We start from the raw sequence: 22,926 nt of genomic DNA on the forward strand, positions 1-22,926 counted from the left end.
GATCAGGCCTCCTCCAGCACGCTGTTAAGGTGCTCACTGGTTGAGTGTTTAACGAAGTCTTCCCCAAAGTGCTTAACCGCACTCTGAACCGGGAAGGGAGTCATGCCGCCCATGGCACAAAGAGAACCGTCCAGCATGGTCTCGCAGAGATCGGAAAGCAGTTCCAGATTGGCATCCACATTCTGACCGGCGTGGATACGGTCGATCACCTCGACGCCGCGGGTAGAGCCGATACGGCAGGGAGTGCACTTACCGCAGGACTCGGCAACGCAGAACTCCATGGAGAAACGCGCCTGCTCGCCCATGTCGACGGTATCATCGAACATGACCACGCCACCGTGACCGAGCACGGCGCCGACCTTGGCAAACTCTTCATAATCCAGCGGTGTATCCCACTGACTTTCCGGCAGGTAAGCACCCAGCGGGCCACCGACCTGGACCGCGCGCAGCGGACGTCCGTTACGGGTGCCACCAGCGAAATCAAACATCAACTCACGCAGAGTCGGGCCGAACGCCAGCTCAACCAGACCGCCCTGCTTCACATTACCAGCCACCTGGAACGGCAGCGTACCGCGTGAACGACCCATACCGCAGTCAGCGTAGGCCTGGGCACCCTTGTCGAGGATGAACGGCACCGCCGCCAGGGACAGTACGTTATTGACCACGGTGGGCTGACCGAACAGGCCGACGATGGCCGGCAGCGGCGGCTTGGCGCGGACCAGACCGCGCTTGCCTTCGAGGCTTTCCAGCAGCGAGGTTTCTTCACCACAGATGTAGGCGCCAGCACCGACACGCACTTCCAGATCGAAGTGGCGACCACTGCCGAGAATATCTTCACCCAGCAGGTTGTTGGCGTAGGCGCTTTCGATGGCCGCATTCAGGTTCTTGTCGGCCAGCGGGTATTCGGAGCGCAGGTAGATGTAACCCTGGGTTGCGCCCACGGCTAGACCGGCGATGGTCATGCCTTCGATCAGCATGAACGGATCGCACTCCATCACCAGGCGGTCGGCGAAGGTACCGGAGTCACCTTCGTCAGCGTTGCAGACGATGTATTTCTGCTTCTGCTGCTCCGGGGAGTTAGCATCCAGTACGGTCTGCCACTTGATGCCGGTGGGGAACGCTGCACCGCCACGGCCACGCAGGCCGGAGGCTTTCACCGCATCAACGATGCCCTGGGCTTCCAGTTTCAGTGCGTTACGCAGACCCTTGTAGCCATCATGGGCTTCATAATCGCTCAGCGACAGCGGATCGGTAACACCGGCTCGGCTAAAGGTCAGGCGCTGCTGACGCTTCAGGTAGGGAATCTCTTCAACCAGACCTACAGCCAGCGGATGAGCGGTTTCACCGCTCCAGAACTCGGCCGCGAACAGGGAGTCCACGTCTTTCACCGTCACCGGGCCATAGCCGAAACGACCTTCCGGCGTATCCACTTCAATCAGCGGATCCAGCCAGTAGAGTGCACGGGTGCCGTTGCGCACGATCTCGAGCTCAACGCCCTGCTCTTTTGCCGTCGCTTCGATAACGCGGGCAACGCGATCCGCACCCAGGGCTTTCGCCGTGGTGTCGGAAGGAATATAGATACGGGTAGCCATCGCAGCACTCATGACAACACCTCCAGCCGTTCGGTACGCAGGCCGTCGACCAGTTCGTCGAAGCTCTCCGGTGTCATGCGGGCGTAGATTTCATCACCTACGCGCACTGAAGCGCCGCAGGAGCAGTTGCCCAGGCAGTAAACCGGCTCCAGCGTAATCGCACGGTCAGCGGTTGTGCCATGGTAATCCACTCCCAGAGAGGATTTTGCATGGGCTTCCAGCGCGCGGGAACCCTGCGCCTGGCAGGCCTCAGCACGGCAGATCTCCACCACATGACGCCCTGGCTGATGGGTCCGGAAGTGATGATAAAAGCTGATCACGCCGTGTACTTCAGCACGGGACAGCTTCAGCGCGGGTGCAATCAGTGCCACCGCCTCTTCCGGCACGTAGGCGAAACGGTTCTGAATTGCATGAAGAATCGGAAGCAGCGCTCCCGGCTTTGACTTAAGCTCATCGATGATGGCTTGCGCAGCTGTCGGCTCCCAGCTAACGCTTCCCGGTGTATTCATTGTTATTCCTCCAACCGCCAAATATGAACCACACTGCATATTTTGACGGATGTATTGCTCTTATAGTGGCGGTCAAATTACCATCAGGGGCAGATATTCCAAATATGAAAAACAATGCCTATTTCAAAAACAGCGCATAAAATCGATATCGTTCCGACCTGGTCTTTTCGTGATGATCAGGGTCGCACACTCGACCCTCAGCTATTTATCCTGCTGCGACATATAGAGAAGGATAAAAAGCTCACCAGCGCCGCCGCCAAGGCCGGAATCTCCTATCGCCACGCCTGGAACCAACTCAACAAGTGGGCCGATTTTTTCGGCACCCCACTGGTGGAGCTGGAGAAAGGCCGCGGCGCTCGCCTCACCGCGCTGGGCGATAAACTGCTTTGGGCGGAGAAACGCGTTATTGCCCGCCTGGAACCCCAGCTGGACAACATCACCTCCGAGCTCAACCTGGAACTTTCCCGATTACTAGAGGGTAGTAGGCCAAGCCTGCGTTTGCATGCCAGTCACGGTTACGCCGTGGAACTGCTGCCGCGCTTCGCCCAGGGGTTTGAACTGGATCTGCAGTATCGCCATGGTCAGGAGGCACTGGCGTCTCTCGCCAGAGAGCAGTGCGATATGGCGGGCTTTCACCTGCCGGTGGAAGCGATCGATTCACAGATGCGGGCCCAGGCGCAGAAACTGCTCAAGCCTCGCGCCCATCGCATTATCCGCTTTATCACCCGTCAGCAGGGGTTGATGGTACAGCCGGGCAACCCGCTCAATATCACCTCGATCAACGATCTGGCCCGGGAGGATATCCGCTTTATCAACCGCGAACCGGGCTCAGGCACGCGGCAGCTGCTGGAAGCGCTGATGCATCGCGCATCGATTGAGGTCAACGAGTGGCTCGACAGCAGCGGCGTGGAGTACACCCACTCTGCAATCGCTGCCCATGTGGCCGCCGGCATGGCCGATACGGGGTTTGGTGTACAGGCCGCCGCCAGCCAATTCGGGCTCGACTTTATCCCGCTGGCGCAAGAGCAGTACCTGCTCGCCTGCCATCAGCGCACCCTGGGTATGCCCGCCGTCAAGACTCTGCTGAGCAACCTGCAAAGCGAAGCCTTCAGCAACGAGGTCGATAAACTCCCCGGCTACAGGGCAGAGCAAAGCGGGGAAATCTGCATGCCGGATGAGATTCTTTCCGGCGAATCCGGCATCTGATTGCTAGGCTTGGAGAAAACACGCGACCACACGGCATAGGAGAGACCCGGATGATCTACCTGACCGCGCTACTGTTTCTCGCAGGCTTAGGCATAGAGTTCGCCGGCCTGCTCGGTATGGGCTGGAGCTGGATTATCGGCGGAGCCGCCATCACCCTCATTGGCGGGGTGTTTTGGGGAATTGCGCCACGGGGTAATGAAATGGAGCATTGAGCTCTGTCTTGAACACAAAAGGTAGGAGGCGCGCCCTCGCGCCGATGGAACCCGGCACAGCAGTTATTTAAAACGCCGGTGGTTAATCGCGACGGGGGCGTCGCTCCTACGAATCAGCTTTAATCTTTCAGCGACATCAGCCCTTCAACGACATCAAAATAGAAACCGCTTCCTGGCGCTGCTGCTGATCGTAAATATCGTTGGTAAACATCAGCTCGTTCACCGGGTAGGTCTCGATAATTTTCGACAGCTTCGACCTGAGAGTCTCGGGGCCACCACTCACCTGCAACCCAAGAAAATCCTCCACACCGGCGCGCTCGCGCGGGTTCCAGAGATCATCCATCGACTCGACGGGCGGTCGCAGCCAGAGCGGATCACCGCGCAACAGCGCCAGAATACGCTGTTTAGAACTGGTGCCGATAAAGCGCGCCTCTTCGTCGCTGTTCGCTGCAATTAACGGCAAACAGAGAATCGCATAGGGCTCTGGCATCGCTTCAGAGGGCGTGAAGTTGGCGTGATACAGCTCCAGCGCATCGCGGGCATAGCGCGGAGAGAAATGCCCCGCAAAGGCGTAAGGCAGACTTTTCGCCGCCGCCAGATGAGCGCTGAACATGCTGGAACCGAGAATCCAGATATCAACCTGACTCCCCTCGCCCGGTACCGCGTGTACACGGGCATCGGGATCAACAGGACCCAGAAGCTTCTGCAGCTGCTCCACTTCCTGTGGGAACTGCTCAGCGCGCATATCGTCACGGCGCAGTGCCCTTGAGGTCAGAGGATCCGTACCCGGTGCGCGCCCAAGGCCCAGGTCGATACGGCCCGGGTAGAGCGCATCCAGGGTACCGAACTGCTCGGCAACCACCAGCGGCGGATGGTTTGGCAGCATGATGCCGCCGGAGCCGACACGCATCCGCTCGGTGCAGCCAGCCACTGCACCTATCAGTACCGAGGTAGCGGAGCTGGCGATACCGCGCATGTTGTGGTGTTCCGCCAGCCAGAATCGATGCACGCCGCTCTGGTCTGCGTGGCGTGCGAACTCGAGAGTGCCTTTCAGCGTATCCCCGGCCGTATCGCCGAGCCGCATGGGCGCCAGCTCAAGCAGGGAGAAAGGCGTTTCTTGCAGTAAATTCATGGCTCGTATCCTTATCTTAGGCTGCCATGATGCCATATCGAAAAAATACGATAAACATCAGCCGCGATACTGGCTCCCCAAGATTTTATGACCCAGACTCCAGACAGGCGCTCAAGCGATGCGTCGAAAAGAGGAAAGCCGCAGGCAAGGAGATCAGCATGAACGAGTGGATGAATCCCTGGTGGTGGATGGTCAACTCCCCTCTCAGCGGGGATGTAGACCAGTCGATTGCGCCGGTGACCCAGTGGTTTTCACCGCAGGTGGATGTCACCCTGGCGAGCAACCCGAAACTTGAATCGCTGATCACCCGCAGAGTCGCCAGCTACGGCAGCCAGTTGGGCACGCTCACCGACGCGGTGCTTGAGTTAGTGGAAGGGAAAGATTCAGAGTCGGCACAAAAGCTCAGGGAGCTGGCGGCAAAAATAGAAGAGGAGAAACAGCGTCTGCTGCTCAAGTCAGTCGGCGATCTGAAAACCTCGCTCAACGCTCTGAAGCAGAACAACCCCGAAGTCTTCGACCAACTGCTCGCAGACATCGGGGCGGAGCCGATTAAATGACAAAAATACGCAGTAGCATCTCGTAACTGGGTACTCGCTTCTGTGTCCTGGTTTTGTGGTACTAGCCTTTGGGCCCGAACAGGAACCAGAGCAACAGACCCAGCAACGGCAACAGCAGAATCACGACGATCCAAAGTACTTTGGCTCCAGTGGTCGCGTTGCTCTGTACCGTTTTAACAATAGCCAGCACATCCAGTACCAGCAGAATCAAACCAAACAGTCCTGAAACTTCTACACCCATGTTGATCCCTCTTATGCAGTTTCTGACGTTTACTTCGGGTTTCTCTGTTACCGGTTTTTAGACTAACACGCTGACCGACAGGTTCAATCGACCGCAAAAAGATCGATCCTGATCAGTATCTCGCCTATATTACAAACACTTATCCGGGTTACGACAAACCGACGCAGATGCTACATTAGCTAAGCAGCCTGCGGCGCGCTCGCGCAGGAACTCTACCCAAACGCTTCAAGGACCCGAGAACTTTAGGTGGATAATTCATGAAGATCTTCAGTAATAGTTTCAACAACGGTGAAACCATTCCCAGCCGTTACTGTTTTGCGCGCATCGATCCGGATACCCACGTGACCCTGGCGGAAAATCTCAACCCGCACCTTATCTGGAGCGAGTTTCCCGAAGGCACCAAGTCCTTCGCCCTGATCTGCCACGATCCGGATGCGCCCAGCGTTGCCGACGATGCCAACCAGGAGGGACGCACCATTCCCGCCAGCCTGCCGCGGGCCGATTTCTATCACTGGGTGCTGTTCAATATCCCGGCATCGGTCACCGAGATTACCGAGGGCAGCCAATGCAGTAGCGTTACCGCCAAGGGCAAGGCTGGCCCCGATGCGCCCGGCGGTATGAGCCACGGCATCAACTCTTATACCCAGTGGTTCGCCGGCGACGCCGATATGGAAGGCAGCTACTTTGGTTACGACGGCCCCTGCCCGCCCTGGAACGATGAGATCCCGCACCACTACGTGTTCAGCATTTACGCGCTGGATGTGGAGAGCATCGACGCGCAACCCGGTGTTGATGGTGAAACCCTCTACGAAGAGCTTGAGATCCATATTCTCGATGGCGCCGCCATCACCGGCACCTATACACTGAACCCGTCCGTCGCCTGAATAACGGATGCCGGCCCGGTAACGGCCGGGTCGTGACTGTCGGTCCGCCACCCCTTCCGGGTGGCGACATGCTCTGAGGAATACCGGCATTGGAAGCTATGCACCCTGTTCCGCAGCTGGTGGCTGTGATTTTTGTGTTGCTGCTGACCGCCCTGAGCGTAAACCTGCTGGCCCGGCGCAGCGGCCTTCCCTACACGGTGCTACTGGTGCTGGTCGGTATCGGCATCAGCTTTCTCAGCGACAATGTACCATCGCTGGCGAATATGGAATCGGCGCTGAGTATTTCGCCCGACCTGATTCTGTTTGTATTTCTCCCTACCCTGATTTTCGAGTCGAGCTATAACCTCGACACCGCGCTGCTTAGGCGCAACAGCGTACAGATTCTCGCTCTGGCGATACCGGGACTGCTGCTCTCCACCGGATTGATCGGCGTGATCATCTGGCAGGCGCTGGATATCGGCCTGGTCGCCTCACTGTTGCTGGGCGCTATTCTCAGCGCCACCGACCCCGTCGCCGTAATCGCGCTGTTCCGTCAGGTAGGCGCGCCGGGCCGGCTATCGACGCTGATCGAGGGCGAGAGCCTCTTCAACGACGCCACCGCCCTCGTGGTTTCAAAAATCCTGCTCAGCATTCTGGCCGTCGGCGCCATCTCTGGCCCCCAGTTGGCGGGCGGTGTGGTCGACTTTTTCGTCCTCTTTGCCGGCGGCCTCGCCTTCGGCGTGGCACTGGGCTATATCTGCGGACTGTTTATCGGCTGGCTTGATTCCAACCCGGTGTTCGAGATCAGCCTGACCATCGCTGCCGCTTACCTGGCCTTTCTGATCGCCGAAGAGGTGCTGCATATCAGTGGCGTTATGGCCACGCTGGGCGCCGGCCTGCTGCTCGGTTCCTGGGGACGGCTGCGCATCAGCGCCTCGGTTCAGGACTCTCTGGGGCACTTCTGGGACGTGCTTTCCTTCGTCTCCAACGCACTGCTGTTCCTGCTGCTGGGGATGCAGGTCGACCTGCTGGAGCTGGCCCGCTCCTGGGACCTAATTCTCTGGGTGGTGCTGGCGATGCTGGTATCGCGAGCGATCGTGATTTTCGCACTGCTGCCTCTGTTTGACCGCCTGCCCGGCGTTAAACCTGTGGGATTTGGCTACCGCTTCATCATGTTCTGGGGCGGACTGCGCGGCGCCATCGCACTGGCTATCGTGCTCAGCCTCACCGACTACCCGTTCAAGGATCTTTTCGTCGCCCTGGTGACCGGCGCAGTGCTGTTTACCCTGTTGGTCCAGGGCCTGACAATAAAACCTGTGCTGTCGCTACTGGGCCTCGACAAAGCCTCGCTAGCCGACCGGCTGGCCCTGTTTGAACGCGACCTGGAAGCGCACCAGCTCGCCATCGAGCGACTGCCGGCGTTGCAGAAAGGCGGTATGTTCTCGAGCCGCATCGCGCATCGTCTGAGTCTTAGAAGCCGCCAGGCGATCAGCAAGGCAAAGCGCAAGATCAAGCGTTTCAGGCAGCGTGAACTGGGTCACGACGAAGAGCTGAACCTGTTTTTCCTGCGCGCCCTGGCGGAAGAGAAAAGCCACTACCAGCAGATGTTTGATGCCGGCCATATCAGCGAAGGCAGCATGCGTCGCCTGCTACTGGTACTGGATCATCAGATCGACACCCTGAAATACGGCAACGGCTTTGAAGATATCAATGGTCATCGCCACTACGAGTTTATCGAGCACTGGCTGTTCCGGCTGATCGGCGACCGCACACCGCTGCAGCCGATGGTTGAGCGCCTGCGCATCAGTCATATCAACCGCTATTACGAGGTGGTCTGGGGGCATTTCCAGGGCAGCCGACACGTACTTAACTCGCTGGAGCAACTGGCGCAGCTGGAATCGACGCCCAGGGATATCGTTGACCAGGTACTGGAGCGTTTCCGCCATTGGAATAACCTGGCCTCCGATAAACTGCACCGGCTCAATCAGGACTTCCCCGAACTGGCGCGCCTGCTTCAGGAGCGCCTGGGTAAACGAATCGTACTGCTGGCTGAAATAGATACCACCCGGGAGCAAGCCAGGCTCGGCACCCTGGCAAAGGGGGCAGCGGAACAGATCGAGGTTTCGCTCCAGCGCCAGCTGAAAGGGCTGCGTGGACTGCCAATTCCGCAACTGGATGATGACCCTGCCAAACTACTGCGCCGGGTGCCTCTGTTCAGCCGCCTTTCGCAACCCGAGCTGGAAAAGATAGCCAGCCATTGCGAGGCACTGACGCTGGAGAAACATGACCAGTTGATTCAGCAGGGCAGCCGCAGTGACCGCCTGTATATCGTCAGCCGGGGAATTATCCGCCTGCACAGCACGTGTAACGCCAGCGAGCAGCACTTGAGCACCCTGATCGCGGGAGACTCCTTCGGCGAATCGGCTCTGATGGGAGAACTGCGCGCACCGGACACCTCAATGGTGGCACAGACGCCGGCCCGGCTTTATACCCTGAGTCGCGAGCACCTGAACCAGCTGATGGCGGCAAATCCGGAGATGGCGAGCAGGCTGAGGCGCAGCGATGCCCGTCAGCGGCAGATACATGGGATTGAAGCAGCGTCGACGGCAACGGCACCGGGGGATCGGGATCGGGGATAGACGAGAACTGGCCGCTCAGCCAGCCTCGTATGCAGCCTCGATCACCCGGTCACGCCCTTCCCGCTTGGCTTTGTAGAGCGCCTCATCCGCTTTAGCGAACAGGTTATCGACCCGCGACACGCTGCCAGGCCAACTGGCCACGCCCACTGACAGGGTAATACGTGGCAAGGCGCGTCCATCCAGGGTTATATCATTCTCTGCCACTGCACGGCGCAGCTCTTCCGCACGCGCCACCGCATCCATGCTGCTTGCTCCCGGCATCAGCACGACAAACTCTTCACCGCCGTAGCGACAGGCCAGATCGCTCTGACGGAACGCCTGCTTCATCTTGATACCAACCTGGCGCAGCGCCTCATCACCCGCCGCATGTCCCTGGGTGTCGTTAAAGTGCTTGAACTGATCGATATCGCAGATCAGCAAAGACAGCGGGCAACCCTGACGCTTGGAGCGGGAGGCCTCACGCATGAAAGACTCATCGAAGAAACGCCGGTTTTTCAACTTGGTCAGCGGATCCTCATAGGAGAGCAGCTCAAGCTCTGCGGTACGCTCCTTGACCTGTCGATCCAGGGATTCGTTCAGGCTCTTGAGCTCGCGCTGAGTCTGGTTGAAATGGATCACCGCTATCAGCACCACAACCACAGAGAACGCCAGCGACCCCCAGGGAATGGGCACCTTCACCCAGGGCAGGAACTTATGCGCTACGCCCATATCCACCAGCAGCAGCGCCGCGAACAGACCATAGCTGGCAAGCACCGCCCACTGCTGACGACTGAAACCTGACAGCCCCCTGAGCGCGGGCAAAAACAGCAGCACCAACGACACCGCAAACAAAAAATCAAAGGCGGGATAGGTATTGCTCAGCTCAATAATGCCGGCCAGGCTGCCACCGATCGCCAGCACGATATAAGCCACCGATACCCAGCGCACCACTCGATAGAGACGTACCGAGCGATCCTTGAACCAGGTTTCCATCAGCAGGGCCATCGCCACCGGCATCAGGAAATAACCCAGGGCGCCGACGTAATCCCAGAGCAGCGGTGCATTCAACAGCACCTGGGACACCGGGCTGCCGGGGATCACCATCCCGGCCGCACTTAACGAATAAAGCGCGACCGAGATAAACATGCGCCGTTCGGTCTGCATGCAGGCCAGAATCACCGCCAGCAGAGCGATCACCAGGCTGAAGACACCAACGATAATCCCCTCCAGCGACTCGTTGATCACCGAGGAGATCAACTCGCTACGCTCGGTAATTTTGATCTCGCCCCAGAGGCCGATGTTCTTGTAATCGGAGAAGATACGCAGGTAGAGCGGTTTACCGAGACTATCCGCCGGCAGCTCCATCATGTGCCAGGGCCAGCCCTCAAATGTGCCCCTGCCCTGTTCGTCGAAATGGCCATAGCTGTAAATCGTGCGGCCATCGACATAAGCCTCGACGATCAGGTCGACACTGGAGATATAGAGCACCGGATCACGCCAGTTGCCCTCCGGCAGCTGCACGCGGAACCAGATATTTTCTTTATCCGCCCGGTCAGGCGGATCGGCAGGGAAATGGATGGCATGCCAGTTTTGCAGCTCAGGTTCCTGAGTCCATAGCGGAACCCCGTTGCTATCAAACGGAGAATCACCCCAACGATAGGACCAGCCACTATCAAGTTTGACTGTGTCTGCAGCGACCCAGGCAGACAGGAAGAGCAGAGGAAACAGCAGCAACCTTATCAGCACAACGCGACCCGATATTCCGGGGCAAGGCCCCAACTAAGGATAAACCGACCCGGCACCTCCCTTGCCGCGCCGATGGTAACTTCAGCACTCATGCTAACTCTATCCAAGGGCCACTGTAGTCGCCATGTTTTTATGAAGAAATCTGACGGACCGGCCAGATAAAATGTTACTTATATGCAACAAATTATATCAATGCAAGTTCTATTAATTAACAAACGAATATGTCAGCTGATCAGCCGCTATCAGCCCGTTGAGAACCCCTCTACAGACCCAGCGGATGATGAGATTAAGACGCGATTTTATTACGCCTGGGGAGCTCCAGGAATGAAAGCCAGGAAGGATAGTCAGTAACAGGAAATCAGTAACAGAAAGTCAGGAACGAAAACAGAGCCGGGAAGCCATAAAACTGGTACTACGCCAGCTTTAGCAACCTTCGACAAACGCTGGCCACTGCATGACGCAGGCAGCCAGCGTTTAACCGAAATCAGCGGTACAGCAACTCTGGGAGGAACAGAGAGATCGGCACGGCAAACACGATAAGCGCCAGGCGAACGATGTCTGCGCACCAGAAAGGAGTCACCCCCTTGAAGATAGTGCCGGTCTTCACATCACGCAGCACCGCACTGAGAACGAAGACGTTCATCCCCACCGGCGGAGTGATCAGACTGATCTCGGTGACAACCACCACCACGATACCGAACCAGACCAGATCAAAGCCCAGGCTCTGCACCAACGGATAGAACACCGGCACCGTCAGCAGCATCATCGACAGACTTTCGAACACCATCCCCAGCACAATATAGATACCCAGTATCGCCAGGATCACCACGATCGGCGATACATCGAGCCCGGTCACGAAGTTCAGCAGCGCATCCGGCAGACCCGCGCGGTTGATGAAGTCGGAGAAGATCAGCGCACCGATCAGCACGGCAAACAGCATCGCCGAGGTGCGAACCGTATCGGTCAGGGTGTCGAAAAGGCCGGCCAGCGTCAGGGAACGGCGTGCCAGCGCGATCAGAAAGGCACCACCGGCGCCGATGCCGGCCGCTTCCGTCGGCGTGAAGATCCCCATGTAGATGCCGCCCATCACCACGGTGAACAGCAGCAGCACACCCCAAACGCCCTTCAGCGCCTGGATTCGCTCGGGCCAGGACATTTTCTCCCCTGCCGGGCCGTGGCTCGGGTTACGCATCACCACGTAGCGCACAGCAGCCAGGTAGAGCAGTATGCCAAGCAGCCCGGGCAAAAAGCCGGCAGCGAACAGCTCGCGAATACTGGTTTCGGTCAGCAGACCATAGATCACCAGAATGACGCTGGGCGGAATCAGGATACCCAGGGTACCGCCGGCCGCAATCGAGGCGGTGGCCAGGGCATCGGAATAACCGTATTTACGCATCGGCGGCATCGCCACCTTCGCCATGGTGGCAGAGGTGGCCAGGCTGGAGCCGCAGATAGCGGAGAAACCACCGCAGGCCACCACGGTCGCCATCGACAGGCCACCCTTGCGGTGGCCGAGAAAGGCGTTGGATACGTGATAGAGCTCATGGGACAGGCCTGAACGTGTCACCAGGTTACCCATCAGGATAAACAGCGGAATCACCGACAGGCTGTATTCCTGCACGGTATCGATGACGCGGTAGGAGGCCATCGACAGAACACCGTTCCAGCGAAAATCGGTCAGATTACCCAGTTCCAGCCCCTGCAGCGCAGCGAAGCCGAAAAAGCCGACCAGCCCCATACCGAAGGCGATGGGCATCCTGACGATGATGATAAGAAAAAGAAGTACGGCGAAGCCGATCAATACGACAGACATAGTCAGCTACCTTTAAGGCTTCGAGTTATTTGGCAGTGTTAGCAAAGATGCGATAGATCCCGTAGCTGATCATGCCCAGGGCCGTGAACCAGCTCATCACCGCAATGTATTCGACGATGTAGCCCGTGGGTATGCCGAGATACTCGGTCACAACGCCACGTCGCAGCGAACGCTCCGCCAACTCGAAGATGCGCACACCGAGAAAGTACATGGAGCTGGAGATCACCAGTGCCGCGAACAGCGCGAGGGCTTTTACCATCCTGCCGCCGATCACCCGGTCGAAGATATCGACCACCACATGGCCACCACGCCAGGTCACGATCGGCATCGCAGCAAACAGCATGATGGCCAGACCGATCTCGGTCAGCTCGGTGGCGCCATCGAGAGAGTTTGAGAACAGATAGCGACCCGCCACATCGACACAGGTGATCGCCATCAGCAGAAACAGCACAACCGCGGCAACCAGTTCGAGGGCGAAGGCCAGCCATTTGACCGGCCCCACCTCTTCGTAGCGGCTGTTAACCCAGCTAGCCAGAGACATATTCACCCCCTCGACTACTTGGCGTTTTCGTAATCGCGCGCGTTCTTCCACAGGTAATCGATCGCTTCCTGCGCATCGACACCGCGGTCCGCCACACTCTCAACCCACTCTTGCTTCATCCCCTTGATCATGGAGAAGAACTCCTGACTCATCGGGTCGCTCTCTTTCAGCTCGATCAGGTTGACGCCGTTCTCCTGGGCCACCTTGTAGCCTGCGGCATCGATGCCATCCCAGGCCTTACCGGCCATCTGTGACAGTTTTTCACCAGAGACACTGAGGATCGCATCACGATCTTTCGGATCGAGCTCTTCGAGGAAGTAAGGGTCGATAAAGATGGAGAAGCTGCCCAGGTACATGCCGCCCGGAATCATGGTCACGTTAGGGGCCACCTCGCTCAGACGCAGCGCTTTCTGCTCACCCATCGGCATAAACACGCCATCGATCACGCCCTGCTGCAGCATCTCGTAAACCTTCGGTGCGGGAGCCGCCACCGGAGTGATCCCCATGCGCTCGCCGAGGGCGCTTTGCACCCCACCGCCGATACGGATCTTCTTGCCCTTGATCTGATCCCAGGAGGTGATCGGCTCTTTGGAGTGGATATAACCTGGGCCATGGGTAAACATGCCGATCACCTTGAGGCCGGCAAACTCATCCGCCTGCTCAAAGTACTTTTCATAGGTGCGCCAGAGCGCTACGGATGCGGCCTCCGCACTGACACCGAGGCCCGGCTGCTCAACCGCCTGAGGCAGTTCGAAACGACCCGGTACATAGCCGTGGTAGCTGAAACTGGCGTTGATAACGCCATCTTCAACCAGCTGGAACAGGGTTTTCGGGTGACCGAGCCCCTCTTCCACCTCAACACGCACGCGCCCTTCGGTTGCTTCCTCAACCCACTTGGCCCAGGTAGGCCATACCGTTTCGTTCTGGGGGTTAGTCGGCGGCAGCCAGGTGCCAACACGCAGCACCGTCTCCGACCAGGCGCTGGATGACAGGGTCAACGCTCCCACCGCGAGAGCCATTTTCACTTTGGACAACATATTTTTATTGTTCATGTTCGCACCTTTCTCCTGAGCGGAGTTATTTTTATTAATATATTAACTATTTGATTATTATAATTTCCCTGCAGGCAGACTGGCCGCCTACAGCTAATCCTTCACAAACAAAGGATGGATATTGTTTTTGTTGAACTTGAGTACCGGGTCCAGCTCGGTCATCTCAAAGGAGAGCTGGCAGTAGCTGTTGTCGGTGATCGGCGTCATCCAGTCACAGAGGATCTCAAACACCCGTGCGGCCACCTCTTTCTTCAGCGCCATGTCGCGCCCATGACCGATCTTCAGATTCAGGTTCAGGAAAGCAAAGTCATCGCGACCGTCGGCGACGCGAAAATCGTTACAGCGGATGGCCCGGCTACGCACGCCACCTATAGGGAAGGCACCGGTAGACACAACATACTCATGCAGCGACTTGAACAGCGGCTGAAAGTCCAGGCGATCATGCAGGTTACCGGAGTACTCGACGATAAAGTGGGGCATCGTTAGCGACTTCCCTTATTGTTTTTTTAAGTTGTTATGGAGCGCCGTCAGCGGCTGTTGGGGTACAACGCTGAACATCTGCCCAGCAATCTAATTAACATATTAACTTATGTCAACTTGGCACTTGACCTCTGACCCGAGGAATACAAAATCAGATCGAACGTTGACATTAGTTAAGATGTTAAGTAAAAATTGTTTCACTGATTGGTGATCAGCAACGAATCACCAGGCGCCATTGGTTAATAAGTTAACTAGTTGAGACGCAGTTCGGGAGCCAGCAACAACGCAGCTCCCACCAAACCAGAAGGTTAGACCGAGCATGTTGACACAAGAACAGATAAAAACAGCGGCAGAACGTCTTTACCAGGCAGAACAGAACCGCAAACAGATTCCGGCACTGACACTACAGCACCCCGAACTGGATATGGGCGATGCCTACGCCATCCAGAAAGCCTGGGTCGATCAGAAGAAAGCCAACGGCCGCTCCGTGATCGGTTACAAGGTTGGCCTGACCTCCCGCGCCATGCAGATGGCGGTCAATATCGATGAGCCCGACTACGGTGTGCTGCTCGATGACATGCTGTTTGAGGATGGCGCCACCCTGAAAGCCTCGGACTTTCTTGATCCGCGCATCGAGGTGGAGCTGGCCTTTGTTCTGAATAAGCCGCTGTTTGGTGAAAATGTCAGCATCTTCGACGTCTATAACGCCACCGACTACGTCATCCCGTCGCTGGAGCTGATCGCTGCCCGCTGCATGCGCACCGACCCGGAAACCGGCTACACCCGCAAAGTGTTCGACACCATCTCTGACAATGCGGCCAACGCCGGCATCATCCTCGGCGGCCGCCCGATCAAGCCCACCGAAATGGATCTGCGCTGGGCCGGCGCCGCGCTCTACCTCAACGGGCAGATTGAAGAGACCGGCCTGGCCTGTGGCGTTCTCGGCCACCCGGCCAAGGGGATCAGCTGGGTCTGCAAACGTTTCGCGCCCCACGGCGTGGGCCTGGAACCCGGCCAGATCATCCTTGCCGGTTCCTTTACCCGCCCGGTTCCGGTCAAGGCCGGCGATACCGTACATGCCGATTTCGGCCCCTTGGGCGGTATCGGCCTGCGCTTCGAATAAGACCCAAGGTACAAGGAACATCTCCATGGAACTGCCCAAAAACAGATTCAAGCAGGGCCTCGCAAGCGGGAATACCCAGTACGGGCTCTGGCTTGGCCTGCCGGATAACAGCGCTGCAGAGATCGCCGCTGTCGCCGGTTTCGACTGGCTGCTGATCGATGGCGAACACGCCCCCTTCGACCTGCGCACCATCATGTCACACCTGCAGGCGATCGCTCCCTACGACACGGCGCCGATCGTCCGCTGCGTCGAGGGCGATACCGCACTGATCAAACAGCTGCTCGATATCGGCGTACAGACCCTGCTGGTGCCGATGGTGGAAACCGCCGAGCAGGCCGTTCAGCTGGTGCAGGCGGTGCGCTACCCGCCGCAGGGTATCCGCGGTCTGGGCACTTCACTGGCACGGGCGGCTCGCTGGAACCAGATTCCCGGCTACCTGAAAAAAGCCAATGACGAGATCTGCCTGATCGTGCAGGTGGAAACCGCCAGCGCCATGGAAAACCTGGATGCCATCCTGGAAGTGGACGGTGTAGACGGCGTCTTCATCGGCCCGTCCGACCTGTCCGCCTCCATGGGATATATCGGCGACGCCGGTAACCCGGCGGTAGTCGAAGCGATCAATAGTGGACTCAACAAGATCCGCGCCGCGGGCAAATACGCAGGCCTGCTCTGCCTCGACCCCTCCCTAGCCGAAAGCTATGTGCAGGAAGGCGCCAACTTTGTCGGCGTTGGCGTCGACACCATGATCCTGGCTAACGAGACCCGCAAGCTGGCGCAGCGCTTTAAAGAAGGCGCCCCGGTAAAAGACGAAAAACCTCAGGCCGGCTACTGATTAGCGGCTATCACAACGAGAAGGTTAACAATGACTGCGAATACCCTGGTCAACAGCAAGCTGGTCTGTGTCGCACTGAATGACAAAGCTCAGCTGGCTGCACTCGAGGGCGCCTTCAACGAAGCGCCCTATAAAAAGCCCCCTACCCAGCCGGTGCTCTACTACAAGCCGCGCAACACCTGGAGCGTTAACGGCGCCGAAATCGAGTGGGCGAAGGATTTCGATGGCGTGGATGTGCCAGCCATGGCGGTCGGCGCCAGCCTCGGTGTGGTGATCGGCAAGGAAATCTGCCGGGTATCCGCAGAGGACGCACTCGATTACGTCGTCGGCTACACCCTCGTCAGCGATTTCTCGCTGCCGGAGGAGAGCTACTATCGGCCGGACATCAAGGGCAAGTGTCTGGATGGCTCGGCGCCGGTCGGCCCGACGATCGTTCCCGCTGACCAGATCAGCAATCCCGATGCGCTGCGCGTCACCCTCAGCGTCAACGGGCACCTGAGAAGTAACTTTGAACTCTCCGGCATGCAGCGCGGTGTGGCGGAGCTGATCAGTATCATCTCCCACATCATGACGCTGCAGCCGGGCGAGATGATCGCCGTTGGCTTCGCCGGTGACCGAGTTGCGGTTGCCAAGGGTGACAGGGTGGATGCGCAGATCGAGGGTGTCGGCACCCTGACAAATACTCTGGGAGGTGCATGAACATGAGACACGCACGCATCATTTTTGAAGGCCGAGAGCTGGATATCGATATCTCCGCCGACGACCGCATCACCACCGCCGAAGGCGAGGTGCTGAACGTCGCACTGGATTCAGACCAGATCACCTGGCTGGTGCCGGTGAAGGAACCGGGCACCATCTTCGCGCTGGGCATCAACTATGCCGATCACGCCAGCGAGCTGGCGTTCGAGCCGCCGAAAGAGCCGCTGGTATTCATCAAGCACGCCAACACGCTGACCGGCCACAAGCAGGTGAGCTACCGCCCCGACAACATCGACTATCAGCACTACGAGTGCGAACTGGTAGCGGTGATCGGCAAAAGCGGCAAGAACATCAAGCGTGAAGACGCCCTGGATTACGTGGCCGGTTACACCGTCTGCAACGACTTTGCGATCCGCGATTATCTCGAGAACTACTACCGCCCCAACCTGCGCGTAAAGAGCCGTGACTCTCTGCTGCCGATGGGGCCCTGGATCGTTGATACCGCGGATATCGCTGATGCCAACGCGCTGAAGCTGACCACCACCGTTAACGGCAAGGTCACTCAGGACGGCAGCACCAAGGACATGATCTTTAACGTGCCCTTCATCATCGAATACCTCAGCAAGATCATGACCCTGAACCCGGGTGACATGATCTGCACCGGTACACCGCACGGCATCGTTGACTGCCAGCCGGGTGATACCGTGGTTTGCAGCATCGAAGATATCTGCTCACTCGAGACCCGCATGGTCAGCGAGCAGGAATACTACGGCGACAAATACTAAGAATAAAACCCGTCCCGGGCGCCGCACCAAGCGCGGCACCGGGATCATAGAGAACGGGAGACACACGATGAGCGATACCCTGGATACCAACCTGGCCCGCGCGCAGCAGTACCTGGAGCGTTTCAAGAACAACACCACCGGTCACTTCATCAACGGTGAGTTCACCCTGGGCACCGGCGGCAGCGAATATGAGAACTACACGCCGACCGACAACAGCTCCATCGGCAAGATCATGGCCGGCTCCGTGGCCGATATGGACGCCGCCTGCGAAGCCGCCGAGAGCGCCTTTGAAGTGTGGTCCTCTCTGCCGGGCGCAGAGCGCAAGCGTCTGCTGAACAAGTTCGCCGACCGCCTGGTTGAGCGCGCCGACGAAATCGCCCTGGTTGAGTCCATGGACTGCGGTCAGGCGATCCGCTTCATGAAACAGGCCGCCGTGCGCGGTGCCGCCAACTTCCGCTTCTTCGCCGACAAGGCGCCGGAAGCGCAGAACGGCCTGGCGCTGCACCAGGACGAGCACACCAACTACACCCTGCGCAAGGCGATCGGCCCGGTCGGTATCATCACCCCCTGGAACACGCCGTTCATGCTCTCCACCTGGAAGATCGCGCCGGCACTGGCTGCTGGTTGCACCGTGGTGCACAAGCCGGCCGAACTGACCCCGCTGAGCGCCTACATCCTGGCCGAGATCGCCGAAGAAGTGCTGCCCAAGGGCGTCTGGAACATGGTTAACGGCTTCGGCGAAACCGCCGGCAAACGCATGACCGAACACCCCGCCATCAAGGCAGTAGCACTGGTGGGTGAATCTGCCACCGGTTCCCACATCATGCGCCAGGGTGCCGATACGCTGAAGCGGATGCACTTCGAGCTGGGCGGCAAGAACCCGGTGATCGTGTTTGACGATGCCGATTTCGAACGCGCCCTGGATGCCGTGGTATTCATGATCTACAGCCTCAACGGCCAGCGTTGCACCTCTTCCAGCCGTCTGCTGATCCAGAGCGGCATCCGTGACCGCTTCATGGACGCATTGGAACAGCGTGTCCGTAACCTGAAGGTCGGTCACTCCCTGGACCCGAACACCGAAGTGGGCCCGCTGGTGGCCACCGAGCACTACAACAAGGTGCTGAGCTACTTCGATATCGCTAAGGAAGATGGCGCCAATATCGCCGTCGGCGGCAAGCGCATCGCCGAAGCTCGCGGCACCATCGATCCGGCCGGCAACTACCTGGAACCGACTCTGTTCACCGGTGCCAACAACAAGATGCGCATCGCCCAGGAAGAGATCTTTGGCCCGGTGCTGACCGCTATCTCCTTCGATACCGAAGAGGAAGCGATCGCTATCGCCAACGATACCCAGTACGGTCTGTCCGGTTACATCTGGACCGAGAACACCGGTCGCGCCATGCGCATGGCCAAGCACGTCGAAGCGGGCATGCTCTGGGTGAACTCCGAGAACAACCGCAACCTGCCCTCTCCGTTCGGCGGTATCAAGATGTCCGGCATTGGCCGCGACGGCGGCGACTGGAGCTTCGACTTCTACATGGAAACCAAGAACGTCTGCATCGCGCACGGTACCCATCGCGTACCGCTGCTCGGCAAGGGCTAACTGCCGAGTCGATCTGCTAGACTGACCTTGTAGACTAAAACGGAGCCGTCCTGAGTGGCGGCTCCGTCTCTTTATCCCACATACCTGCCCTGATGTCAGACGCCTCACCCATAACAAAAAACAGCGAGTGGATCCCGAATATCATTCTGGGCCACGACTACGACAAACGGTATCTGGATGCCCTGGTTCATTACGATGAACTGGACAACCTGGCGGTTTTCTTCGGTCGTGATATGCCGGTACACCGCCATTCGCAATATATGCAGATCCACTACATCGACCGTGGTGCGATCAACTTCCATATCGATGACAAGCTTTACCAGGTCAACGGCCCGGCCTGCTTTCTGACCCCCGCCTCGGTTCCCCACTCTTTTCAGACCCAACAGGACGCCCGCGGCCATGTGCTGACCGTGCATCAGTCCCTAGTGTGGCAATTGATGAAAGATGGGCTGGAGCAGGAGCTGGAGTGCGATTTAAGCCTCGGTATCTGCATCGCTCAGGACAACCTGAACAGCGAACAGCTCGACCAATGGGACCTGCTGTCCGAAACGCTGCAAAACATCCGCACCGAGTGGTCGGAGAGCCTGGTGGCCAAGGGGCTGGTGATGGATTCACTGGTGCGCCTGCTGATTATCCGCGTGGCACGCCTCGCCGATAAACGCACCGAGAGCCAGGCCATCAACAACGACGACCTGAAGCTGTTTCACCGTTTTTCCGACCTGATCGAAGAGCATTTCAAGCAGCACTGGCAGCTGCCCCAGTACACCGAAAACCTGGGTGTTTCCGAGAGCCGCCTTAATCAGCTGTGCCAGCGGATCTCCAACCGCTCGCCGAAGAAACTGATTCATGACCGGATCATTCAGGAGAGTAAACGCCTGCTTACCTTCAGCCCGCTGACCAGCAACGAGATCTCGTTCGAACTCGGTTTTACCGACCCCGCCTACTTTTCACGCTTCTTTAAAAAGCACACCGGCATCACCGCACTGAACTACCGCAAGCAGCAGAAATAGCGCTTACAGCTATCGGGCGGTAGCGGTTTACGAAGGGAGTTTCAGAGGAGAATTTCAGGGGTTAGGTATTCAGGGCTGGCGAGCTTTACAGACCACACCAGCCCGGAAGTCGGTCTTAGAACGGAATCACCATGCGCAGGGTTGCGCCATCCACGGCGATACCGTTATCGACACTGAGGTCGCGGGTATATTCAACCTGCATCTGCAGCGACTTGTTCAGCCAATGGGTGTAACCGATGCTGGCGGTATCGGTATCCATTTTCGAATCAGCCAGGGTCGTGCCATTGAGCGACTCTTCACCACCGATCTGTTTCGCGTAACGCCCCCAGATATAACCGGCAGGGCTGACGTCGTAGGAGAGCATCGCAGAGAGCCGGTAGGCCTCATCCTTGGCCAGGGTGTTATTGCCCAGGAAATCATCGTTATCGCCGTACCACTGCACCTCACCGATCACATCGAGATAGAGGTTATCGGTCAGCGCTTTTACGTAACCGGCCTGGAGCACGAAGCTGTAGCGGTTAGCGCCCACGTTAACGGCCTGGTCCTTGTCGTACTCGCCGGTGGGCACGTAGAGAAACGGCGTAATACCGAACCACTGCTTGTTCTTGTCATCGGCGACCGGCCAGAACGTAGAACCAAAGAAGATATCGCCGACACCGCTGCTATCCTGGCCCTGGATGCCCACATCAAGATCAACGACGGGGATGATAATCTGCGGATCCGCCGGCATACCGAAGATTTCGGTAAAGTGGATCAGACGCTCGATCACCGCGTTGGCCTCCAGATCGCCGTTGCTGGCCACCTTGTCACCATCCACGTAGACATCGTCGCCGGAGCGGTGATCAAAATAGGTGACCGACAGATTCACACCGGCAGGCGCGGGAATATAGTCGCGGGGATGAACTGTTTCAGCGATTGCGAAAGCCTGCTGGCAGAGCAGCATAGAACCAGCCGCCAGGGCAGCCGGAAGCAATTTTCTGGCGTAGAAACTCATCTTATTAATTATCCTGTTCTGATTATTATTGGACCTCAACCCCAATGGGAACCCGAGCGTGCAGAAACAAACCCGCCGTCGAAAAGGTTTGTCTTTCAGACGCTTATCCAGCGCTGCAACGTCGATGCCCTTGGGTATCACTGCAGCAACAGACTACAAAAGCGGGCCAGGCATCGCTTGACTCGCATCGCCAGAGGCTTGACTCAGATAGGCAACAATCACACGGGGATCTAAAAGGATGTGCTGAAAAGAGTTAACGGGTAAGGCTGAACACTCAGGCGCTCAGCCTTACCCGCTAAAAGAGGGGTCTATCAGACGGCGTCACGCATCGACTTGCGGGTTTCAACCGGGCTTTCGCCATAATGCGCCTTATAGCGGCGACTGAAGTGAGAGGCGTCGTTGAAGCCCCATTTAAAGGCGATTTCACTGACACTGCGGTTGGATAAGGACGGGGTAATTATCTCTTTCCGACACTGCTCCAGGCGCTGCTTCCAGATGTAGTTTTGCACGCTGATGCCGTTGTCGGCGAAGGTGCGGTGCAGCCTGCGGGTCGAGGTGTTCAGCTCTTTTGCCAGGCGCACGGAGCTCAGCGACTCATCCTGCAGATGCTGCTGAATATAGCGACAGCAGAGACGCCAGAAATCCAGATCCCTGTCGCCGGAGCAGATATTGGAGATCAGCGCGCCGATATTCTCCAGCATCTCATCCGCGGCAGAGAGCTGCCGACCACCATCGATACTCGGCGCTACGAGCGTATCAAGCAGTTCAAACAGCTTCGCACAGCTGGTATCGGAAAAGCGTGTATCCCGGTGCAGATGCAGCAGATCGCCGCGCTTCCAGTCACGCAGGTACTGCCGGGCGATAATCTCGGGCAGATCCATCACCACCATTTCCATATCGGCCGGGAAACCCTGGCCATAGGGCATCCGCGTATCGTAGAGGATGATATCTCCCGGGGAGTGCTGCACACACTGAGTGCCCTGGTAGGAGAAACCATCGCCGCCACGCATAAAACAGAGAAACACCGAATGTCGGTCATCCCCGGCGATATCCGCCTGACTACGCTGGATTGAGTGAGTGTTGGCTCTGATCTGGTTCAGCCTGAGACGATCCAGGTCCAGATGTCGGAGTGAGGCGTTGATGCCCGTCTTCTCTTCGCTCGGGCAATCCACCTTTATCAGCCGGTCATTGACCTGGTTGAGCCAGAAACTGCGTCGTTCGACCGCCGGGATATCGTGGGTCGATACCCACCCCTTCGCGGATGCCGCCGCTATCAAGTTATCCATGCCGCCCCCGTATTTTTTTTATGTGAGAGGTT

General features: G+C 57.9%; 22 protein-coding genes. 11 read left to right on the plus strand and 11 right to left on the minus strand.

Features of this window, described 5'->3' with window-relative positions:
- Nucleotides 1-2 precede the first annotated feature (2 nt).
- Both C4S72_RS14625 and C4S72_RS14630 read right to left on the minus strand, forming a co-directional pair.
- Nucleotides 3-1,592, minus strand: a complete 1,590-nt coding sequence (locus C4S72_RS14625) for a formate dehydrogenase beta subunit (RefSeq protein WP_104004377.1) — start codon at nucleotides 1,590-1,592, stop codon at nucleotides 3-5.
- A gap of 8 nt (nucleotides 1,593-1,600) precedes the next feature.
- A complete protein-coding gene (locus C4S72_RS14630) occupies nucleotides 1,601-2,101 on the minus strand; it encodes a formate dehydrogenase subunit gamma (protein WP_104003916.1) in 501 nt (166 codons plus the stop codon).
- Nucleotides 2,102-2,215: 114 nt separating this feature from the next.
- Between C4S72_RS14630 and C4S72_RS14635 the strand changes: the two genes are divergently transcribed.
- On the plus strand, nucleotides 2,216-3,307 hold the full coding sequence (locus tag C4S72_RS14635; protein ID WP_104003917.1) for a substrate-binding domain-containing protein: 1,092 nt from the start codon (nucleotides 2,216-2,218) through the stop codon (nucleotides 3,305-3,307).
- Nucleotides 3,308-3,357: 50 nt separating this feature from the next.
- On the plus strand, nucleotides 3,358-3,519 hold the full coding sequence (locus tag C4S72_RS25785; RefSeq protein ID WP_160115525.1) for a hypothetical protein: 162 nt from the start codon (nucleotides 3,358-3,360) through the stop codon (nucleotides 3,517-3,519).
- A 136-nt stretch (nucleotides 3,520-3,655) separates the two neighbouring features.
- On the opposite strand, the gene C4S72_RS14640 is transcribed toward C4S72_RS25785, so the two are convergent.
- Nucleotides 3,656-4,651, minus strand: coding sequence for an LLM class flavin-dependent oxidoreductase (locus tag C4S72_RS14640; protein ID WP_104003918.1), 996 nt, complete (start codon nucleotides 4,649-4,651; stop codon nucleotides 3,656-3,658).
- 158 nt (nucleotides 4,652-4,809) lie between these two features.
- On the opposite strand from C4S72_RS14640, the gene C4S72_RS14645 reads away from it, so the two are divergent.
- Nucleotides 4,810-5,208, plus strand: coding sequence for a hypothetical protein (locus tag C4S72_RS14645; RefSeq protein WP_104003919.1), 399 nt, complete (start codon nucleotides 4,810-4,812; stop codon nucleotides 5,206-5,208).
- A gap of 61 nt (nucleotides 5,209-5,269) precedes the next feature.
- On the opposite strand, the gene C4S72_RS14650 is transcribed toward C4S72_RS14645, so the two are convergent.
- Nucleotides 5,270-5,449, minus strand: coding sequence for a PLDc N-terminal domain-containing protein (locus C4S72_RS14650; protein ID WP_104003920.1), 180 nt, complete (start codon nucleotides 5,447-5,449; stop codon nucleotides 5,270-5,272).
- A 257-nt stretch (nucleotides 5,450-5,706) separates the two neighbouring features.
- Here C4S72_RS14650 and C4S72_RS14655 point away from each other — a divergent pair, with 257 nt between their 5' ends.
- A complete protein-coding gene (locus C4S72_RS14655; RefSeq protein ID WP_104003921.1) occupies nucleotides 5,707-6,333 on the plus strand; it encodes a YbhB/YbcL family Raf kinase inhibitor-like protein in 627 nt (208 codons plus the stop codon).
- 98 nt (nucleotides 6,334-6,431) lie between these two features.
- Nucleotides 6,432-8,951, plus strand: a complete 2,520-nt coding sequence (locus C4S72_RS14660) for a cation:proton antiporter (protein WP_104003922.1) — start codon at nucleotides 6,432-6,434, stop codon at nucleotides 8,949-8,951.
- Nucleotides 8,952-8,966: 15 nt separating this feature from the next.
- Here C4S72_RS14660 and C4S72_RS14665 read toward each other — a convergent pair whose 3' ends face one another.
- The 5 genes from C4S72_RS14665 to C4S72_RS14685 all read right to left on the minus strand — a co-directional run bounded on the left by C4S72_RS14665 (nucleotide 8,967) and on the right by C4S72_RS14685 (nucleotide 14,562).
- Nucleotides 8,967-10,676, minus strand: coding sequence for a GGDEF domain-containing protein (locus C4S72_RS14665; protein ID WP_146071913.1), 1,710 nt, complete (start codon nucleotides 10,674-10,676; stop codon nucleotides 8,967-8,969).
- Between the two features lie 484 nt (nucleotides 10,677-11,160).
- Nucleotides 11,161-12,489, minus strand: coding sequence for a TRAP transporter large permease (locus tag C4S72_RS14670; RefSeq protein WP_104003924.1), 1,329 nt, complete (start codon nucleotides 12,487-12,489; stop codon nucleotides 11,161-11,163).
- 25 nt (nucleotides 12,490-12,514) lie between these two features.
- The gene (locus tag C4S72_RS14675; RefSeq protein ID WP_104003925.1) at nucleotides 12,515-13,030 is read right to left on the minus strand and encodes a TRAP transporter small permease; all 516 of its coding nucleotides are present in this window, start codon (nucleotides 13,028-13,030) and stop codon (nucleotides 12,515-12,517) included.
- 14 nt (nucleotides 13,031-13,044) lie between these two features.
- The gene (locus tag C4S72_RS14680; protein ID WP_104003926.1) at nucleotides 13,045-14,082 is read right to left on the minus strand and encodes a TRAP transporter substrate-binding protein; all 1,038 of its coding nucleotides are present in this window, start codon (nucleotides 14,080-14,082) and stop codon (nucleotides 13,045-13,047) included.
- Between the two features lie 93 nt (nucleotides 14,083-14,175).
- Complete coding sequence (locus tag C4S72_RS14685) at nucleotides 14,176-14,562, minus strand: 5-carboxymethyl-2-hydroxymuconate Delta-isomerase (RefSeq protein WP_104003927.1); 387 nt, start codon at nucleotides 14,560-14,562, stop codon at nucleotides 14,176-14,178.
- A gap of 319 nt (nucleotides 14,563-14,881) precedes the next feature.
- Here C4S72_RS14685 and hpaH point away from each other — a divergent pair, with 319 nt between their 5' ends.
- From hpaH to hpaA, 6 genes are all read left to right on the plus strand, one after another.
- Complete coding sequence (gene hpaH / locus C4S72_RS14690; RefSeq protein ID WP_104003928.1) at nucleotides 14,882-15,685, plus strand: 2-oxo-hept-4-ene-1,7-dioate hydratase; 804 nt, start codon at nucleotides 14,882-14,884, stop codon at nucleotides 15,683-15,685.
- 25 nt (nucleotides 15,686-15,710) lie between these two features.
- Nucleotides 15,711-16,517: a 4-hydroxy-2-oxoheptanedioate aldolase gene (hpaI, locus tag C4S72_RS14695; protein WP_104003929.1), complete on the plus strand. Its 807-nt coding sequence runs from the start codon at nucleotides 15,711-15,713 to the stop codon at nucleotides 16,515-16,517.
- A 30-nt stretch (nucleotides 16,518-16,547) separates the two neighbouring features.
- Nucleotides 16,548-17,216: a fumarylacetoacetate hydrolase family protein gene (locus C4S72_RS14700; RefSeq protein ID WP_104003930.1), complete on the plus strand. Its 669-nt coding sequence runs from the start codon at nucleotides 16,548-16,550 to the stop codon at nucleotides 17,214-17,216.
- Between the two features lie 2 nt (nucleotides 17,217-17,218).
- Nucleotides 17,219-18,001, plus strand: coding sequence for a fumarylacetoacetate hydrolase family protein (locus C4S72_RS14705; RefSeq protein ID WP_104003931.1), 783 nt, complete (start codon nucleotides 17,219-17,221; stop codon nucleotides 17,999-18,001).
- 67 nt (nucleotides 18,002-18,068) lie between these two features.
- Entirely contained in the window at nucleotides 18,069-19,604 is a 1,536-nt protein-coding gene (gene hpaE, locus C4S72_RS14710) for a 5-carboxymethyl-2-hydroxymuconate semialdehyde dehydrogenase (RefSeq protein WP_104003932.1), read from the plus strand.
- Between the two features lie 92 nt (nucleotides 19,605-19,696).
- The gene (gene hpaA, locus C4S72_RS14715; protein ID WP_104003933.1) at nucleotides 19,697-20,614 is read left to right on the plus strand and encodes a 4-hydroxyphenylacetate catabolism regulatory protein HpaA; all 918 of its coding nucleotides are present in this window, start codon (nucleotides 19,697-19,699) and stop codon (nucleotides 20,612-20,614) included.
- A gap of 115 nt (nucleotides 20,615-20,729) precedes the next feature.
- Here the strand turns inward: hpaA and C4S72_RS14720 are convergent, their stop codons facing one another.
- A complete protein-coding gene (locus C4S72_RS14720) occupies nucleotides 20,730-21,608 on the minus strand; it encodes a transporter (RefSeq protein WP_104003934.1) in 879 nt (292 codons plus the stop codon).
- A gap of 311 nt (nucleotides 21,609-21,919) precedes the next feature.
- Nucleotides 21,920-22,894 (minus strand): helix-turn-helix domain-containing protein, encoded by a 975-nt coding sequence (locus C4S72_RS14725; RefSeq protein ID WP_104003935.1) that lies wholly within the window; start codon nucleotides 22,892-22,894, stop codon nucleotides 21,920-21,922.
- Nucleotides 22,895-22,926: the final 32 nt, after the last annotated feature.

It is taken from the genome of Marinobacterium lutimaris (assembly GCF_900108065.1).
Classification (GTDB): domain Bacteria; phylum Pseudomonadota; class Gammaproteobacteria; order Pseudomonadales; family Balneatricaceae; genus Marinobacterium_D; species Marinobacterium_D lutimaris.